Origin of the sequence: Streptomyces sp. 3214.6 (assembly GCF_900129855.1) — a bacterium.
In the GTDB taxonomy this organism is placed as follows: Bacteria; Actinomycetota; Actinomycetes; order Streptomycetales; family Streptomycetaceae; genus Streptomyces; species Streptomyces soliscabiei.
Genome location: NZ_LT670819.1, coordinates 4,939,927 through 4,956,870 on the forward strand (window position 1 = coordinate 4,939,927; position 16,944 = coordinate 4,956,870).

Below are 16,944 nucleotides of genomic sequence, written 5' to 3' on the forward strand. Positions count from 1 at the left end.
GCCGGGACAGGCCCTGGCGCCGGCGGCTACGACGGTGGCTACGACGCGACCAGGAGCACCTTGCCGACGTGGCCGCTGTCCTCCACGACCCGGTGAGCGGCGGGGGCGTCGCTCATCGGAAATTCGCGGTCGACCACGGGGCGTACATGGCCTGCGGCGAGCAGCGGCCAGACGTGCTCGCGGACGGCCGCGACGATGGCCGCCTTCTCCTCCAGGGGACGGGCCCGCAACGAGGTCGCGCTGATGGCGGCGCGCTTGCCGAGGAGCGCGCCGATGTTCAGCTCGGCCTTGACGCCGCCCTGCATGCCGATGATCGCGAGCCGGCCGTTCACGGCGAGCGCCTGGACATTGCGGTCCAGGTACTTCGCTCCCATGTTGTCGAGGATGACGTCGGCGCCGGCGTCGCCCGTGGCCTGCTTCACCTCGGCGACGAAGTCCTGCTCGCGGTAGTTGATCAGGATGTCGGCGCCCAGCTCGGCGCACTGCGCCAGCTTCTCCTTGGTGCCCGCGGTGACGGCGACCTTCGCGCCGACGGCCTTGGCCAGCTGGATCGCCATGGTGCCGATGCCGCTGGAGCCTCCGTGCACGAGCAGCGTCTCGCCGGGGCGGAGGTGGGCGATCATGAAAACGTTCGACCAGACGGTGCTGGTCACCTCCGGGAGCGCGGCGGCCTGAACGAGGCCGACGCCCGTCGGCACGGGCAGCAGCTGGCCGGCCGGCACCACGACCTTCTCGGCGTAGCCGCCACCCGCGAGCAGCGCGCACACCTCGTCGCCGACGACCCAGCCGGAGACGCCGGGGCCGATCGCGGCGATCCGGCCGGAGCACTCCAGGCCCGGGTAGGGGGAGGCGCCGGGCGGCGGATCGTAGAAGCCCTGGCGCTGCAGGATGTCGGCGCGGTTGACGGCGCTGGCCACCACCTCGACCAGGACCTCGCCCTCGCCGGGTACGGGATCGGGGACCTCGTCCCACACGAGCGCCTCGGGACCACCGGGTTCGGGAATCGTGATCGCATGCATGAGAAGGACGCTACTCCTCGCCCCCGGCCGCAGGTCGCCTGGTCGCTGGGGTGGGCAGCGCTGTTCGTGCTGCTCTTCGGGAGGCTTCTCAGGCTGGCGGGAGGGGCGGGACGCCGGGCATGTCGGGTGTCCCGAGGGTGGCCCGTGCGCTGTCCGGACCCACCCGCATGATCGTGACCAGTCGGTCCGTCGGTTCCAGCAGGCCGATCGCCGGGTCGTCGTAGGCGAGGACTCGGTGCCCGCGGACGACGCTCACCACCAGGTCGTCCGTCTCACGCGGGCCGCGGCCCGCCTCCGCCTTGGTGACGGGCCGTTCCACCAGGTCGAGCCCGTCGCCCTGCTGGATGAGGTCCTCCATCACCCGGCCCGCCGCCGGACTGAGCACGGACAGGCCGAGCAGCCGGCCGGCCGCACCCGCGCTGGTGATGACCTCGTCCGCGCCGGACTGCTTGAGCAGCGGCGCGTTCTCCTCCTCGCGGACCGCCGCCACGATCTTCGCCCCGGGGTTGAGCTGGCGCGCCGTCAGCGCCACCAGGACGGCCGTGTCGTCGCGCTGCGTCGCGATGACGATCCGCCCCGCCCGCTGCACCTCGGCCCGCCGCAGCACGTCACTGCGCGTCGCGTCTCCGACGATGCCCTCATAGCCCTCGGCCGTCGCCGCCTCGATCACCTTCGCGCTCGGGTCGATCACCATGACCTGTTCCTTGCGCAGGCCCGCCGCGCAGGCCGTCCGGATCGCGGACCGCCCCTTCGTACCGAAGCCGACGACGACAGTGTGGTCGCGCAAGGGGACCTCCGGGATCATGGACAGACGCGGACTCATGGACATGTGTTGCTTCATGACGGGCACGAGCCCGCCGGGAACCATGGTGCCCACCGAACGGACGACCACCACAGGGGGCACGCGATGAAGGACCACCCACGACAGCCTGCCGGGCCGGTCAGGTTCTCCCTCTTCAGGTCCCTCTGGTACCGCTCGCGCACCGAGGCCCGGGACGACGCCGAGGCGGGCCGCTCCATCACGATGCCCGTGCGCACCGGCGTCCCCCCGCTCCAGCAGGTGCTGCGGCGTCTCGCCATGGGCCTGCTGGTACTGGCCGTCACCACGCTGATCGTCTACGCCGACCACGATGGCTACAACGACAACGCGGACGGCTCCGTCGGTCTCCTCGACTCCGCCTACTACGCCACCGTCACCCTCTCCACCACCGGCTACGGCGACATCACCCCGGTCAGCGACATGGCCCGGCTCGTCAACATTCTCGTCATCACACCGCTGCGTGTGCTGTTCCTGATCATCCTGGTCGGCACCACCCTGGAGGTGCTCACCGAGCGGACCCGGCAGCAGGTCCGCATCCACCGCTGGCGCGCCCGCACCAGCGATCACATCGTGGTCGTCGGATACGGCACCAAGGGCCGCCATGCAGTGGAGACCCTCGTCGGGCAGGGCATCGCCAAGGACCGGATCGTGGTCGTGGACGCGCAGCGCAAGGCCGCCAACCTGGCCGGCGACGACGGCCTGGTGGCGGTGACCGGTGACGCCACCCGCTCGGAGACACTCCTCAAGGCCGAGGTCCAGCGCGCCTCCCGAGTGATCGTCGCCCCGCAGCGCGACGACACCACCGCCCTGGTCACCCTCACCGCCCGCCAGCTGAACCGACGCGCGACGATCGTCGTCGCCGCCCGGGAGGACGAGAACGTGCCACTGCTCAAGCAGAGCGGCGCGGACACCGTGATCACCAGCTCCAGCTCCGCCGGCCGACTGCTCGGTGTCTCGATGGTCAGCCCGACCGTGGCCAGGACCCTGGAGGATCTGATGACTCTCGGCAGCGGCCTGGACCTCATCGAGCGCCCGATCACCGAGGCGGAGACGGGACAGGCGCCCCGCACCTGCGCGGACCTCGTGGTGGCCGTCATCCGCCGCAAGGAGCTGCTGGACTACGCCGACCCCCGGCTCACCCGCCTGCAGCCGGGGGACCGCGTGATCACGGTCAGCCGGGCAGTCCCGGCCACCGAACAGGCGTGACGACGTTTCACGTGAAACACCCACGGTTTCACGTGAAACAGGCGCCGTGGCTTCACGTGAAACAGGCGCCGTGGCTTCACGTCAAACACGGAGGGTGTTTCACGTGAAACAGGCACCGATCCCGGCCGCCGCCCACGGCAGATCGAGGAGTTCGGCCTCCTGACCCGCCCGAGCACCGCCCGGCGGTACGACGGCGAGGGCATCGGCCGCCGCGATGCCCCGCAGCATGGCCGGCCCGTTGTAGTGCAGCGGCACGGCATGATCGCCCCGCAGCACGACCGGAATGAGCCGGGTGTCGTACGGATGCCCGTGCGCCGCTTCCCTCAACGGCAGCGCGTACCGCTCGGCAGCCGGGCGGGCGGCGAGGGTGCGCAACAGGGGCTCGGCGAGGGTGAGCAGACCGGAGACGGCCGCGAGGGGGTTGCCTGGCAGACCGACGAGGTGCTGGTCCTCCGTGAGACGGGCCAGCAGCATGGGGTGACCGGGGCGCACCTGGACGCCGTCGATGAGGAGTTCGGCGTCGAGGCGGCGCAGGGTGGGGTGCACATGGTCGAGCGGGCCCGAGGCCGTGCCCCCGGTGCTGACGATCAGATCGGCACCGGACGCGGTGATGGCCTTGCGCAGGGCCTTCGCGTCGTCACGGAGCCTGCGTACGGCGGTGACCTCGGCACCCAGCGCCCGCAGCCACGGGGGCAGCATCGGGCCGAGAGCGTCCCGGATGAGGCCGTCGTGGGGGCGGCCCTCGGAGAGCAGTTCATCACCGAGGACGAGCACCTCGACCCGGGGACGGGGCACAGCGGTCAGCGTGTCGTACCCGGCGGCCGCGGCGAGACCGAGCACGGCCGGGGTCACCACCGCTCCGGCGAGCAGCAACTGGTCCCCGCTGCGGCACTCCTGCCCGCGCGGGCGGATGTCCTGCCCGTGCTGCATCTCGCGGGTCGCGTGCAGCCGGCCGTTGTCGTCGGTGCGGCCGTGCTCGCTGCGCAGCACCGCGGTGGTGTCCGCGGGGATCCGGGCGCCGGTGGCGATCCGGACGGCCTCACCGTCGGCGAGGGGCGCGGGCGCGGCGCTGCCGGCGAGCACGCCCTCGTCCCGTACGTGCCAGGGGCCGGGTCCGGCAACCGCCCATCCGTCCATCGCGGAGGTGTCGAAGGAGGGCAGGTCGGTGAGTGCGGTCAGGGGGGCGGCCAGGACGAGGCCGAGGGCGTCGCCGAAGGTCACGGAGACTGGCGCGCGGCGGGCGGCACACGACCGCGCGGCACGGGCGGCGATCGTCCGGGCCTCCGGCCAGGGGGTGGCCTGGTGGCGGTGCTCCCCGGCGGCGGCCCGGTGACCGGTCTGCGGGGCGTGGGAGGACGGGGAACGGTTGCCGTTGCCGTCCCGCTGCGTGGGGCCGTTGCCGTCCTTCACGAGGGCGAGCGCCTCCTCGACATCGAAGTCCTCGGCGTCAAGACCCTGCCGGGTGCCGCGGGGCGTCATCCGGCGTCCGGTCCAGAGCCGCCGGGCTCGACGACCTTGTCCTTCTTGTCCTGTGGGGCCTTGTCCTGTGGGGCCTGGGCCTTGTCCTGTGGGGCGGCGGTGTCCTGTTCGGCCTCCTGCGCCCAGCGCAGGGCCAGCGCCGCGGCCTTGCGGGCGGCCTCGGCGACGGCCTCGGGGCCTCCCTGGGCCTGCGCGGCGGCGTAGCCGACCAGGAAGGTGGTCAGCGGGGCCGCGGGCCGGGCCACTCCGTGGGCGGCGTCACGGGCGAGATCGAGGAGGCCGCCGGTGTCGACATCGAGGTCGATGCCCAGCTCGTCCTTGACTGCGGAGATCCATTCATCCAACACGTGGCCATGCTCCCTGATACGTGCCCTGGCGGTGGCGATGTCGTCCCAGGTGTCGCAGTCGAAGGACGCGACAGGGTCGGAGACGCGGGTGAGGTCGAGTCCGGCGGTCAGCCGGCGCAGGGGCAGCCCGGTGAGGCCGCCGTGGTCGGCGGTGAGCACCTCCAGTTCACGGCGCAGGGCGGCCGTGCGGTACGCGGCGACGAGCGGCTGGTCGCGGCCGTCGGCGTCGGTGAGCAGCGCACCCTCGGCCGCACCGGCGCGCAGGGCGGTCAGCAGCCGCCGTACGGTGTCCGCCGCGAGGAAAGGCAGGTCGGCGGAGAGGACGAGCACGTCGTCGGCCGCGGTGTGCCGTACTCCGGCGTCGAGCGCGGCGACGGGGCCCGCACCAGGCGGGTCCTCGCGTGCCCAGCGCACGGGCCGGGCGGTGGGGCGAGGGTCGGCGACGACGACGGTGGCGCGCGCGTCGACGCAGGCGCCGAGCACCCGGTCCAGCAGCGCGCGCCCGCCCACCCGCACGCCGGGCTTGTCGGCGCCGCCGAGCCGCCGGGCGCCGCCACCGGCGAGCACGACGGCGTCGTACGCCGGCTCGGAAGGCTCGTTCGAGGTCACCCCCCGAGTATGGGGGTCACCCCGGCGATGCGTTCCCCGCGATCACGGGGAACGCGGGGAACGCCCGGGCCGAGTTCGTGATCACAGGGTGCGTAGAAGCACCGCCGGTTGTTCCACGCAGTCCGCCACGTAGCGCAGGAAGCCTCCCGCGGTGCCGCCGTCGCACACCCGGTGGTCGAAGGTGAGGGAGAGCTGCACGACCTGGCGCACCGCCAGCTCGTTCTCGTGCACCCACGGCTTGGGGACGATGCGGCCGACGCCGAGCATGGCCGCCTCGGGGTGGTTGATGATCGGCGTGGAGCCGTCGACGCCGAACACGCCGTAGTTGTTCAGCGTGAAGGTGCCGCCGGTCAGTTCGCCGGGGGTGAGGTGCCCGTCCCGGGCGGCCTCGGTGAGCCGTGCGAACTCGGCGTTGAGCCCCTCGGCGTCGAGGGCGTGAGCGTCGCGGACGACGGGCACGACGAGGCCCCGCTCCGTCTGTGCGGCGAACCCGAGGTGGACGTGGTCGAAGCGGACGACCTCACGGGCCGCCATGTCGACGGTCGAGTTGAGCTCCGGGAACCGGGCCAGGGCCGCGGTGCAGATCCGGGCCAGCAGCGCGATCAGGGAGATCTTCGACCCGCCCGCAGCGTTCATGGCGGCGCGGGCACGCATCAGTTCCGTCGCGTCGGCGTCCACCCAGCAGGTCGCGTCGGGAATCTCCCGACGACTGCGGGAGAGCTTGTCGGCGACTGCACCCCGGACGCCCTTGAGGGGGATGCGATGGGCGGAGGCGGCGGGGGTGGGGGTGGGGGCAGCCGCGGGAGTGGGCGTCGCCGGGGAGACCGGCGCGGGCTGCGGGACGGGTTGCGGGACGGGCTGCGGAGCGGGTTGCGGAGCGGGTTGCGGAGCGGGCTGCGGGGCTGCGGCCGCCCGCAGCGCGTGCTCGACATCCCCCCGCAGGATCAGCCCGTCGGGTCCGGAGCCGGCGAGCTGTCGCAGGTCCAGGCCGTTCTCGCGGGCGAGGCGGCGCACCAGCGGGGAGATCACAGGAACGGGACTGTCCGCTGCCTTGTGGGCACCAACGGCCGAAACGTCGTCCGGGACAGCGGCCGAAACATCAGCCGGGACAGCGGGAGCAGCCGTGGTCGCTGGGGTGGCGGGGGTGGCGGGCGGCGGCTGAACCGGCCGCACCCGCCTGCGCCGCGCCGGTGCCTCCGAAGTGCCGTAGCCCACCAGCACGTTGCCCGAGCCCTCGGTGGGAACGGCCGCCCCGGCGGAGGCCGGCGCGCCGACCGCCACCGTGATCAGCGGGGCCCCGACGGGCAGTTCCGTGCCCTCCTCGCCGAAACGGGCGGTGACCACGCCGCCGTAGGGGCAGGGCACCTCCACCATCGCCTTGGCCGTCTCGACCTCGACGACCGGCTGGTCCACGGCGACCACGTCACCGACCTGGACCAGCCAGCGGACGATCTCCGCCTCGGTGAGCCCCTCCCCGAGGTCGGGGAGCTTGAACTCCAGCACCTGTGCCATCAGTTATCGGCCTCCCACTGCAGCCGCGCCACGGCGTCCAGGATGCGGTCGACGCCGGGCAGGTGGTGCTGCTCCAGCATCGGCGGCGGGTACGGCAGGTCGAACCCGGCGACCCGCAGCACCGGCGCCTCCAGGTGGTGGAAGCAGCGCTCCGTGACCCGGGCCGCGATCTCTCCGCCCGGCCCGCCGAAGGATCCCGACTCATGGACGACGACCGCGCGGCCGGTCCGCCGTACCGAGGCGCAGACCGTCTCGTCGTCAAAGGGCACCAGGGAACGCAGGTCGACGACTTCGAGGTCCCAGCCCTCGGCGCGCGCCGCCTCCGCGGCTTCGAGACAGACCGGCACCGACGGCCCGTACGTGATCAGTGTGGCGCTGCGGCCCGGGCGCCGCACCACGGCGCGGCCTATCGGGTCGACGGTCTGCGGGTCCTGAGGGTTCCAGGAGTCCTTGGACCAGTACAGACGCTTGGGTTCGAGGAAGACGACCGGATCGTCGGAGGCGATGGCGGCGCGCAGCAGGCCGTACGCGTCGGCGACCGTGGCGGGGGTGACGACATGGAGGCCCGGGGTCGCCATGTAGTACGCCTCGGAGGAGTCGCTGTGGTGCTCGACGCCGCCGATGCCGCCGCCGTAGGGCACGCGGACGGTGATCGGCAGGGGCATGCGCCCCCCAGTGCGGTTGCGCATACGGGCGACATGGCTGATGAGCTGCTCGAACGCCGGGTAGGCGAAGGCGTCGAACTGCATCTCCACGACCGGACGCAGCCCGTACATGGCCATGCCGACGGCGGTGCCGAGGATGCCCGCCTCGGCGAGCGGGGTGTCCGTGCAGCGGTCCTCGCCGAACTCCTTGGCGAGCCCGTCGGTGACCCGGAAGACGCCTCCGAGGGTGCCCACGTCCTCGCCCAGGACGTGCACGGACGGGTCGGCGGCCATCGCGTCGCGCAGCGCGCGCGTGAGGGCCTGCGCCATGGTGGCGGGCTTGAGGGCGACGGTGGTCATCGGTGCGCGCCTTCCTGCTCCGCCTCGAGCTCGGCCTGCAACAGGGCGCGCTGTTCCCGCAGTTGGGGAGTGTCTTCGGCGTACACGTGGGCGAACAGGTCCATCGGGTCGAGGACCGGGTCCTGGTTCATGCGGGCGCGCAGATCGGCGGCCATCGCCTCGGCGGCGTCGCGTGTGGACTGCTGTGTGTGCTCGTCGAGCAACCCGCGCGCGGTCAGTTCACGCTCCAGCAGCCGGATCGGGTCGTGCTCGCGCCAGGTCTCGACCTCGGCGTCGGCGCGGTAGCGGGTGGCGTCGTCGGCGTTGGTGTGCGCCTCGATGCGGTAGGTCACCGCCTCCACCAGGGTCGGACCGCCGCCCTCGCGCGCGCGGCGCACGGCGTCGGCCAGCACCTCGTGCACGGCGACGGCGTCGTTGCCGTCGACCAGGCGGCCCGGCATGCCGTACCCGACGGCCTTGTGGGCCAGCGAGGGGGCGGCGGTCTGCTTGGCGAGCGGTACGGAAATCGCGAAGCCGTTGTTCTGCACGAGGAAGACGACCGGGGCCTGCCAGACGGCGGCGAAGTTCAGCGCCTCGTGGAAGTCGCCCTCGCTGGTGCCGCCGTCACCGACCATGGCGAGCGCGACCACGTCGTCGCCCTTGAGGCGGGCGGCGTGCGCGAGGCCCACCGCGTGCGGAAGCTGGGTGGCGAGTGGTGTGCACAGGGGCGCGACGTGGTGCTCGTAGGGGTCGTAGCCGGTGTGCCAGTCGCCGCGCAGCAGGGTGAGGGCCTCCACGGGGTCCACCCCGCGGGCGACGACGGCGAGGGTGTCGCGGTAGCTGGGGAAGAGCCAGTCCCGCTCCTGGAGAACGAGCGCGGCGGCGACCTCGCAGGCCTCCTGGCCGGTGCTGGAGGGGTAGACGGCGAGTCTGCCCTGCTTGGTGAGGGCGGTCGCCTGGACGTTGTAGCGACGGCCGCGCACCAGCTGGGCGTACAGCCGGCGCAGCAGCTCGGGGTCGGCCTGCGCGGCCGCGTCGGTGCCGAGGACGCGGTACGGCTCCGCGTCGGGCAGCAGCGGCGCGGGGTCGGTACGGGGCTGCCAGGCGGGCGGCGGCGTGGGCCGGTACGTGCCCCGCTGCTCCATGACCGTCATGACGGCACCTCCTCGTGGAAGCGGCTACGGGAGGCGCGTCGAAGGTGATGCGCCTCACCTACCGATTGTTCGGTCGTCGGCACATTTTGGCTACGGGGCCCCTCAGGCTGTGGACAAACGGTTCTCCACAGCCTGAGATGGACGCAGTACGTCCATGGTAGGGAGGCGGGGGGACATGGCACCTGAACAAATGGCCGAAGAGGGGTCGCTCCCGGAGAGCGGTGTCCCGCTGCAGCCGCCGCGCCCGCTCGACGCCATCGATCAGGACATCCTGCAGATGCTCCAGGCGGACGGCCGCGCCTCGATACGGTCGGTCGCCGAGCGGGTCCACGTCTCGCGCGCCAACGCCTACGCGCGGATCAACCGGCTCATCGACGACGGCGTCATCCGCGGCTTCGGGGCCCGCGTGAACCACGAGCGCGCGGGCCAGGGCACCAGCGCCTACATCACGCTGAAGATCGTGCAGAACTCCTGGCGGACCGTGCGCGAGCAGCTCAGACAGCTGCCCGGCGCCTCCCACATCGCCCTCGTCGGGGGCGATTTCGATGTCCTGCTCCTGGTGCACACGCCCGACAACCGGGCGCTGCGCGAGGTGGTGCTCACCCGGCTCCAGGAGATCCCCGAGGTGCTCAGCACGCGCACGCTGCTGGTGTTCGAGGAGGAGGACCTGGAGCCACAGGGATGACCGGCCACAGGGATGACGGCCAGAGAGCTGACCAAACACAGAGCTGACCGGCCACGAGGCCGGTGGTCTCAGTCCGCCGTGCGCAGGCCCTCGAAGACCAGCCGCACCACCGCGTCGGCCACCTCGCTCTCGACCATTCCCCGGCCGCCCGGCCGGTACCACTCGACGAGTGAGTTGATCATGCCGAAGACCAGTCGCGTCGCCAGTCGCACGTCCATGTCGCCGCGTACGTCCCCGTCGGCGGCGGCCGCTCTCAGCAGCTCGGCGACCCGGTGGTCGAAGTCGCGGCGGCGCTCCAGGGCCCACCGTTCGGTGTCGGTGTTGCCGCGCACGCGCAGCAGCAGCGTCACGTACGGCAGTTCGCCGATGAGCACCTCGACCATGCGCCGCACGACGTACTCCAGGCGCTGTGAAGCGTGCCCCACGCGCGCGTGCTCCTCGTCGAGGATCCCGAAGAGGCCGTCCAGGGCCCGGCTGACGGCCCGCCGCAGCAGTTCCTCCTTGCCGGCGACGTGGTGGTAGATCGACGACTTGGAGATGCCGGCGGCCTTGGACAGGTGCTCCATGGAGGTGCCGTCGTAGCCGCGCTCGTTGAAGACCTGGACGGCGACCGAGAGCAGGGTCTCCGGGGTGTACGTGTCGCGCTTGGCGGTGGTCACGAGGCGCCCTCCCGCTTCTCGGTGGCGTAGGAGTGCCGGTAGAGCGCGAGGGACGGCGCGTAGCGGCCGGAGGGGTCGCGTTCGTGCAGGTCGTCCAGGAGGGAGCAGGCCCAGGTGCGGCCCAGCCTGCGGCTCCACTCGAAGGGACCGAGGGGGTAGTTCACGCCCAGGCGCATCGCGGTGTCGATGTCCTCCTCGGTGGCCACCCCCTTGGCGACGGCGTCGTGCGCGAGGTCGACGATCCGCGCGACCGTACGGGCGACGACCATGCCGGGGACGTCGCCGATGACGCTGACGTCCTTGCCGAGCGCCTGGAACAGGCCGATCGCCTCGGACATGGTCTGGGTGGAGGTGTCCTGGGAGGCGGACAGGGCGATGCGGGTGGCCTTGCGGTAGTCGAGGGCGAGGTCGAAGTAGACGACGTCCCGGAACTCCACGGAGGTCTGGCCGTCGGCGAGGGCGAGCTGGCCGTCGCCGGGGAGCACCAGGCGGCTGCCGTGGTCCTCTTCCTCCTCGCGGACCTGGATGCCCGCCTCGCGGATCAGCGCGAGCAGTTCGCAGGCGGGGCCCAGGTTGCCCTCGGCGACGACGTACGCGGGCGGCTGGGCCTTCTCCGCGGTGTGCGGCTCGGCCGGCTCGGCGCCCTCCCGGTAGTCGTACCAGCCCTGGCCTGACTTGCGGCCCAGCCGGCCCGACTCGACCAGGCGGCGCTGGGCGAGCGACGGCGTGAAACGCACGTCCTGGAAGAAGGACTGCCACACGGAGTGCGTGACCGACTCGTTGACGTCCTGCCCGATCAGGTCGGTCAGTTCGAACGCGCCCATCCTGAAGCCGCCCGACTCGCGCAGGATCGCGTCGATGGTGGCCGGGTCGCCGCCCTGGGCCTCGTAGACGGCGAAGGCCTCGGCGTAGAAGGGCCGCGCGATGCGGTTGACGATGAAGCCGGGGGTGTCGGCGCAGGCGACCGGCGTCTTGCCCCAGGAGCGGGCCGTCTCGTACGCGCGCGTGGCTGACGTGACGTCGGTGGCGTACCCGGAGACGACCTCGACGAGCGGCAGCAGCGGCGCGGGGTTGAAGAAGTGCAGTCCGACGAAGCGGCCGGGGTTGCGCAGGGCGCCGGCGATGGCTGTCACCGACAGGGAGGAGGTGTTGGTGGCGAGCAGGCAGTCCTCGCCGACGACGTCCTCCAGCTGCCGCAGCAGTTCCTGCTTGACCTCCAGGCGCTCGACGACTGCCTCGACGACCAGGGAGCAGTCCGCGAGGTCGGTGAGGCTCTCCACGGCCCGCAGGCGGGCGCGTGCCTCGTCCCGGTCGGTGGCGGCGAGGCGGTCCTTCTCGACGAGCCGGTCGAGGCGCGCGCCGATCGCGGCGGCCGCCTCCCGGGCCCGTCCGGGAACGGCGTCGTACAGCCGCACCGGGTGGCCGGCGACCAGCGCGACCTGGGCGATGCCCTGGCCCATGGTGCCGGCGCCGACGACGGCCACGGGGCTGCTGAGGTCGAGTGCTGTCATGTGCGCGATCCTCCCGCACGGGGTTTTCCACAGATACGGCAGGCCCCCTTGTCCCGACCGATCGTTCGGTTACTCTAACCCTGACTGGCCGTTCCTGCCCAGGGTTCCGCCAGGTCATGGGCTCGAAGAAGAGTTCTCACGACGAGGAGTTGGTCCCGCATGGCCACCGCCGAACTGACCACGCACGATCTGATCGCCCAGCACCGGCCCACCCTCGACCAGGCCCTGGAAACGATCCGCACCCGGGCGTACTGGTCCCCGCACCCGGAACACCCCAAGGCCTACGGGGAGAACGGCAGTCTGGACGCGGCGGCGGGCAAGGCCGCCTTCGACGCCGTGCTGCATACCCGCCTCGACCTCGGCCAGCCCGGCACCGACGACTGGGTGGGCGACGAGGTCTCGCCGTACGGCATCGAGCTGGGCGTGACCTACCCGCACCCGGACCTGGAGACGCTGCTGCCCGCCATGCGGGCCGGACAGCGCGCCTGGCGCGACGCGGGCCCGGAACTGCGCGCGGTGGTCTGTCTGGAGATCCTCAAGCGGATCAGCGACCGCACGCACGAGTTCACCCACGCGGTCATGCACACCTCCGGCCAGGCCTTCATGATGGCGTTCCAGGCGGGCGGCCCGCACGCACAGGACCGCGGCCTGGAGGCGGTCGCCTACGCGTACGCCGAGCAGGTCCGCACCCCGGGTACGGCGGAGTGGACCAAGCCGCAGGGCAAGCGCGACCCGCTGTCGATGACCAAGAGCTTCACACCGGTCCCGCGCGGCACCGCCCTGCTCATCGGCTGCAACACCTTCCCGACGTGGAACGGCTACCCCGGCCTGTTCGCCTCCCTGGCCACCGGCAACGCGGTCCTGGTCAAGCCCCACCCGCGCGCGGTGCTGCCGCTCGCGCTGACCGTGGGCATCGCGCGCGAGGTGCTCGCCGCGGCCGGCTTCGACCCGAACCTGGTCGCCCTGGCCGCCGAGCGCCCCGGCGAGGGCATCGCCAAGACCCTGGCCACCCGCCCCGAGATCAGGATCATCGACTACACCGGCTCGACCGCTTTCGGCGACTGGCTGGAGGCCAACGCCCGCCAGGCGCAGGTCTTCACCGAGAAGGCCGGCGTCAACACGGTGATCGTGGAGTCCACCGCGAACTACCAGGGCATGCTCGCCAACCTGGCGTTCTCGCTGTCCCTGTACAGCGGCCAGATGTGCACCACACCGCAGAACCTGCTGATCCCCCGCGAGGGCATCCGCACCGACGAGGGCACCAAGACCTTCGACGAGGTCGTCGCCGACCTCGCCCGCGCGGTCGACGGTCTCCTCGGCGACGACGCGCGCGCGAACGGCCTGCTCGGCGCGATCGTCAACCCGGACGTCAAGGCCCGCCTGGAGGCCGCGGCAGGGCTCGGAGAGGTCGCCCTCGCCTCCCGCGAGGTGAGCAACCCGGAGTTCCCGGACGCGGTCGTGCGCACCCCGGTCATCGTGAAGCTGGACGGGGCCAAGCCGGACGACGAGGCCGCCTACATGAGCGAGTGCTTCGGCCCGGTCTCCTTCGCCGTCGCCGTCGATTCCGCGGCCGACGCGGTCGCCCTGCTGCGGCGCACGGTGCGCGAGAAGGGCGCGATGACGGTCGGCGCGTACACCACCGACGAGGAGGTCGAGGAGGCGATCCAGGAGGTCTGCCTGGAGGAGTCCGCCCAGCTGTCCTTCAACCTCACCGGCGGGGTCTACGTCAACCAGACGGCCGCGTTCTCCGACTTCCACGGCTCGGGCGGCAACCCGGCGGCCAACGCGGCCCTCACCGACGGCGCGTTCGTCGCCAACCGCTTCCGGGTGGTCGAGGTCCGCAGGGACGTCTAGGGACGTCTAGGGACGTCTAGGGACGTCTGGAGGACGCCCAGGGGACGTCTGGGAATGTTCCAGGGACGCCCAAGGGCGTCCCTGGGCGTCTAAGGCGCGTACTGAGGTGCGTGCGGTGCGCCGCCGGTCGCACTCCAGTGGTACAGCGTCATGGCCACACTGGTCGCGAGGTTGTAGCTGGAGACCTGGGGGCGCATCGGCAGGGCGAGAAGATGATCGGCACGCGCGCGCAGCTCCGCGGAGAGCCCGCTGCGCTCGGAGCCGAAGGCGAGAAGGGCGTCGTCCGGGAGCTCGATGCCCCGGATGTCGTCGCCCTCCGGATCCAGCGCGAACACCGGCCCTGCCGGCAGCTCGTCGACGGTCAGCCGCTCCACGGCGGTCGCGAAGTGCAGCCCCGCCCCGCCCCGCACGACGGTCGGATGCCAGGGATCGAGCGTGCCGGTGGTGACCACCCCGGTCGCCCCGAACCCGGCGGCCAACCGGATCACCGCCCCCGCGTTGCCCAGATTGCGCGGGTTGTCGAGAACCACCACCGGACTACTGCGGGGCGCGTGCCCGAGCCGCTCCAGGTTGTCCTCCCGCACGGGCCGCACGGCCAGAGCCGCGACCGCCGTGGGATGCGGACGCGGCACCAGGGAGGCGTACGTCGCCTCCGGGACCTCCGTCAGGAGCGCCGCCAGCGCCTCGCGCACGTCGGGAGCGAGCTCGTCGGCGAGAGCGAGTGCCGCCCGCCGGTCGACGGTGACCGCCACCGGCACCTCCGCCCCGAAGCGCACGGCGTGCTTGAGGGCGTGGAAGCCGTCGAGCAGGACGGAGGCGCCCGCGAGCCTGCGCCACCGGCCGAGCGGGTCGCGGCCGGCGCTCACGGGGTCGGTCATGCCGTGAACCCTACGCGCGCGTGCTCGGCGTCCTCCTGGGCCCGCGGCTCCGCCGCCGCCGAACGGCCACCGCCGGAGAACAGCCGTCCACGCGCGCGGGCCGCCCAGCCGCCCAGCCGATGCAGGAACGACGTCGGCAGGAACACGGCGTCCGTCGCGATCATCGCCAGCGAGAAGAACGGCAGGCCCAGCACCACGGCGATCCCCGCGTGCTCAACCATCATCAGAGCCAGCAGAACGTTCTTCAGCCGCCGGTTGAACAGGGTGAACGGGAAGGCGACCTGCACGATCACAGTCCCGTACGTCGCGAGCAGCACCATCGTGCCGCTGCCCGCGAGCAGGTCGGCGAGCGCGGGCCAGGGCGAGAAGTAGTCCAGGTGCAGCGGGTAGTACACGGCGGTGCCGTCCTGCCAGCGCGAGCCCTGGATCTTGTACCAGCCGGCCGTCGCATAGATCAGACAGGCCTCGGCCATGATCACGACCAGAGCACCGTTGTGCAGGATGTTGCCGATCACGTCGAGCAGGATCCGCGGCTCCGCCGACTTCCGCAGACGGCCGACGGCCCACCACAGACCCTGCGCGACCCACGCCGCCCACAGCAGCGCCGGAATGCTCCACTCACTGTGGAATCGGCCCGCGACAGTCACGGTGACCAGCACAAACCCGCCCGCGGCCCACAGAACGGGACCAATCCGGTCCGTGACCCGCTCCCCACGCGCGCGTGCCGCCTGCTCACGCCGCGCCCGCCGCGCGTCCAGCGACCACACCCGACCGCAGCGCATGAACACGAGGTAGATCGACATCAGGTGCAGGACGTTGTCGCCACCGTCGCCCATGAAGACACTGCGGTTCTGCAGCGAGAGCACACCGACCATGAACAGCACCGACATCGCACGGGTGCGCCACCCAAGCAGCAGCAGCACGCTGGAGAGCAGCGCGAGCGCGTAGACGGCCTCGAACCAGCCCCGGCCGTCCGACCACATCAGGGCCGTGAACGCGCCATTGGAGTCGATCAGCTGCCGGGCCAGCTCCCAGTCCCACGGGCCGTCGGGACCGTAGAGCTCCTGGCGGTGGGGGAACTCGCGCACCAGGAACAGCAGCCACGTGGCGCTGAAGCCGATGCGGACCACGGCACTCTGGTACGGCCCGAGCGCCGACTCGGTGACGCGGGCGATGGCGGTGGACACCGTCAAGGAGAACCGGTTCACCTCGCACCTCCCTCGGACCCGCCGTCCGGCACCGACCACCAGGGCAGCTCGCGGTACACCGGGCTCATCGACACCTTCTCGTCGCTCCACTTCGGCGGGGTCACATTGGTGGTCTGCGAGCGGACCTGGACCCGCTCGACGACACCGCCGTCACCGGCCGCCCCGCCACGCTCCAGCCGCAGCACCACGATGCGGCGCAGGTACGTCTCCGAGAGCGCGCCACGTATGCCAACCGGGCGGTTGTCGTTGCCGTGCGTGGACGTGTAGAAGTCCCAGGCGCGGCGCAGCTCGTTCTGCTGGGTGTGACTCGGCAGCAGGTTGCCGTCGATGGCCCGGCCGTCCTGCGCGGACAGGTCGTACCAGCCGGTGGTCCTCGACCCGCCCTCCGCGGTGCGGACCTGGGCGCGGACCTGGACGGCGATGTTCTGCTGCAACGGGTTCGGCGCGAACAGCTTCCAGTTCTGCTCGAACTCCGGGTAGATCCATTCGTCGATCGCCTTGCCGTGCGCCTTGGTGACGGTGTTCGACGGCGCGACGTGCAAAAACACCATCCCGACATGCACACAGACAGCGACCGCGACGACGGCGAGCGCCAGCGCGGCGCCGATCTGATAGCGCGGAGAGAGCGCGGCCACACCGGTACGGGGCTCGGGGTGCGGGGGCGCGGGGGGAGGGGGCACGGCGTGAGGGGGCACGGCCACCACACCGGCGGCGGGGACGACACCGGCGGACGGGACGACGGCCGGCCAGGCGAGGGGGCCGGTCGGCTCGGCCCGAGGGCCTGGTACAGCGCCGGCCTCAGGAGCGGCGGCCCCGGCCCGGGGACCCGGAACGGCACCCTCCGCGGGGGATGCCCCGGCCACGGTGCCCGTTTGCGCTGCCGCTTCCGCCGCCGCTTCCGCTGCCGTTTCCGTCCCGGCCGCCGTCTCCTTGTCCGCCTCCCCTGGCGTATTGGCCCCCTGCGGAGCGCCAGAGCCTCCGTCGTACGCGTCCATTCCGCCCCGTTCCCCGATCCGATCC

Annotated in this window: 14 protein-coding genes and 1 pseudogene; 3 read left to right on the top strand and 12 right to left on the bottom strand. The window is 72.2% G+C overall.

The genetic code is table 11. The features are described from left to right. Positions 1-38 precede the first annotated feature (38 nt). The gene (locus B5557_RS22190) at positions 39-1,019 is read right to left on the bottom strand and encodes an NAD(P)H-quinone oxidoreductase (RefSeq protein WP_079661116.1); all 981 of its coding nucleotides are present in this window, start codon (positions 1,017-1,019) and stop codon (positions 39-41) included. 88 nt (positions 1,020-1,107) lie between these two features. Further along, positions 1,108-1,806, bottom strand: a pseudogene (locus B5557_RS22195) (potassium channel family protein); the annotation flags it as partial. A 120-nt stretch (positions 1,807-1,926) separates the two neighbouring features. Between B5557_RS22195 and B5557_RS22200 the strand changes: the two are divergent. Then, positions 1,927-3,045: a potassium channel family protein gene (locus tag B5557_RS22200; protein WP_079661117.1), complete on the top strand. Its 1,119-nt coding sequence runs from the start codon at positions 1,927-1,929 to the stop codon at positions 3,043-3,045. Positions 3,046-3,144: 99 nt separating this feature from the next. On the opposite strand, the gene B5557_RS22205 is transcribed toward B5557_RS22200, so the two are convergent. The 5 genes from B5557_RS22205 to pdhA all read right to left on the bottom strand — a co-directional run bounded on the left by B5557_RS22205 (position 3,145) and on the right by pdhA (position 9,129). Continuing rightward, entirely contained in the window at positions 3,145-4,524 is a 1,380-nt protein-coding gene (locus B5557_RS22205) for a molybdopterin molybdotransferase MoeA (RefSeq protein WP_079661118.1), read from the bottom strand. Next, positions 4,521-5,480, bottom strand: coding sequence for an NTP transferase domain-containing protein (locus B5557_RS22210; protein ID WP_079661119.1), 960 nt, complete (start codon positions 5,478-5,480; stop codon positions 4,521-4,523). The genes B5557_RS22205 and B5557_RS22210 overlap by 4 nt, the downstream gene beginning before the upstream one ends. An 81-nt stretch (positions 5,481-5,561) precedes the next feature. Further along, positions 5,562-6,992: a dihydrolipoamide acetyltransferase family protein gene (locus B5557_RS22215; protein WP_079661120.1), complete on the bottom strand. Its 1,431-nt coding sequence runs from the start codon at positions 6,990-6,992 to the stop codon at positions 5,562-5,564. Continuing rightward, complete coding sequence (locus tag B5557_RS22220; RefSeq protein ID WP_079661121.1) at positions 6,992-7,996, bottom strand: alpha-ketoacid dehydrogenase subunit beta; 1,005 nt, start codon at positions 7,994-7,996, stop codon at positions 6,992-6,994. Before B5557_RS22220 ends, B5557_RS22215 begins: the two co-directional genes overlap by 1 nt. After that, positions 7,993-9,129 carry a pyruvate dehydrogenase (acetyl-transferring) E1 component subunit alpha gene (gene pdhA, locus B5557_RS22225; RefSeq protein ID WP_079661122.1) on the bottom strand — a complete coding sequence of 379 codons (1,137 nt, stop codon included), beginning with the start codon at positions 9,127-9,129 and terminating at the stop codon, positions 7,993-7,995. Before pdhA ends, B5557_RS22220 begins: the two co-directional genes overlap by 4 nt. Positions 9,130-9,304: 175 nt before the next feature. Between pdhA and B5557_RS22230 the strand changes: the two genes are divergently transcribed. Continuing rightward, complete coding sequence (locus tag B5557_RS22230; protein WP_173877717.1) at positions 9,305-9,814, top strand: Lrp/AsnC family transcriptional regulator; 510 nt, start codon at positions 9,305-9,307, stop codon at positions 9,812-9,814. Between the two features lie 68 nt (positions 9,815-9,882). Here the strand turns inward: B5557_RS22230 and B5557_RS22235 are convergent, their stop codons facing one another. Both B5557_RS22235 and B5557_RS22240 read right to left on the bottom strand, forming a co-directional pair. Beyond that, on the bottom strand, positions 9,883-10,473 hold the full coding sequence (locus tag B5557_RS22235; protein ID WP_079661124.1) for a TetR/AcrR family transcriptional regulator: 591 nt from the start codon (positions 10,471-10,473) through the stop codon (positions 9,883-9,885). After that, complete coding sequence (locus tag B5557_RS22240; RefSeq protein ID WP_079661125.1) at positions 10,470-11,984, bottom strand: 3-hydroxyacyl-CoA dehydrogenase; 1,515 nt, start codon at positions 11,982-11,984, stop codon at positions 10,470-10,472. Before B5557_RS22240 ends, B5557_RS22235 begins: the two co-directional genes overlap by 4 nt. A 159-nt stretch (positions 11,985-12,143) precedes the next feature. On the opposite strand from B5557_RS22240, the gene paaN reads away from it, so the two are divergent. After that, on the top strand, positions 12,144-13,838 hold the full coding sequence (gene paaN / locus B5557_RS22245) for a phenylacetic acid degradation protein PaaN (RefSeq protein ID WP_079661126.1): 1,695 nt from the start codon (positions 12,144-12,146) through the stop codon (positions 13,836-13,838). Between the two features lie 89 nt (positions 13,839-13,927). Here the strand turns inward: paaN and B5557_RS22250 are convergent, their stop codons facing one another. The 3 genes from B5557_RS22250 to B5557_RS22260 are packed head-to-tail and all read right to left on the bottom strand — an operon-like array spanning position 13,928 to position 16,919. Beyond that, positions 13,928-14,716 (bottom strand): TrmH family RNA methyltransferase, encoded by a 789-nt coding sequence (locus tag B5557_RS22250; RefSeq protein WP_079661127.1) that lies wholly within the window; start codon positions 14,714-14,716, stop codon positions 13,928-13,930. Beyond that, positions 14,713-15,924 (bottom strand): HTTM domain-containing protein, encoded by a 1,212-nt coding sequence (locus tag B5557_RS22255; protein ID WP_079661128.1) that lies wholly within the window; start codon positions 15,922-15,924, stop codon positions 14,713-14,715. Before B5557_RS22255 ends, B5557_RS22250 begins: the two co-directional genes overlap by 4 nt. Continuing rightward, a complete protein-coding gene (locus B5557_RS22260; RefSeq protein ID WP_079661129.1) occupies positions 15,921-16,919 on the bottom strand; it encodes a DUF5819 family protein in 999 nt (332 codons plus the stop codon). The genes B5557_RS22255 and B5557_RS22260 overlap by 4 nt, the downstream gene beginning before the upstream one ends. Positions 16,920-16,944: the final 25 nt, after the last annotated feature.

What these genes read in the sequence shown, in the direction of transcription:
- B5557_RS22190 (WP_079661116.1), bottom strand. Translation starts at nt 1,019, where the DNA reads ATGCATGCGATCACGATTCCCGAACCCGGTGGTCCCGAGGCGCTCGTG.
- B5557_RS22200 (WP_079661117.1), top strand. Translation starts at nt 1,927, where the DNA reads ATGAAGGACCACCCACGACAGCCTGCCGGGCCGGTCAGGTTCTCCCTC.
- B5557_RS22205 (WP_079661118.1), bottom strand. Translation starts at nt 4,524, where the DNA reads ATGACGCCCCGCGGCACCCGGCAGGGTCTTGACGCCGAGGACTTCGAT.
- B5557_RS22215 (WP_079661120.1), bottom strand. Translation starts at nt 6,992, where the DNA reads ATGGCACAGGTGCTGGAGTTCAAGCTCCCCGACCTCGGGGAGGGGCTC.
- B5557_RS22220 (WP_079661121.1), bottom strand. Translation starts at nt 7,996, where the DNA reads ATGACCACCGTCGCCCTCAAGCCCGCCACCATGGCGCAGGCCCTCACG.
- pdhA (WP_079661122.1), bottom strand. Translation starts at nt 9,129, where the DNA reads ATGACGGTCATGGAGCAGCGGGGCACGTACCGGCCCACGCCGCCGCCC.
- B5557_RS22230 (WP_173877717.1), top strand. Translation starts at nt 9,305, where the DNA reads ATGGCACCTGAACAAATGGCCGAAGAGGGGTCGCTCCCGGAGAGCGGT.
- B5557_RS22240 (WP_079661125.1), bottom strand. Translation starts at nt 11,984, where the DNA reads ATGACAGCACTCGACCTCAGCAGCCCCGTGGCCGTCGTCGGCGCCGGC.
- paaN (WP_079661126.1), top strand. Translation starts at nt 12,144, where the DNA reads ATGGCCACCGCCGAACTGACCACGCACGATCTGATCGCCCAGCACCGG.
- B5557_RS22250 (WP_079661127.1), bottom strand. Translation starts at nt 14,716, where the DNA reads ATGACCGACCCCGTGAGCGCCGGCCGCGACCCGCTCGGCCGGTGGCGC.
- B5557_RS22260 (WP_079661129.1), bottom strand. Translation starts at nt 16,919, where the DNA reads ATGGACGCGTACGACGGAGGCTCTGGCGCTCCGCAGGGGGCCAATACG.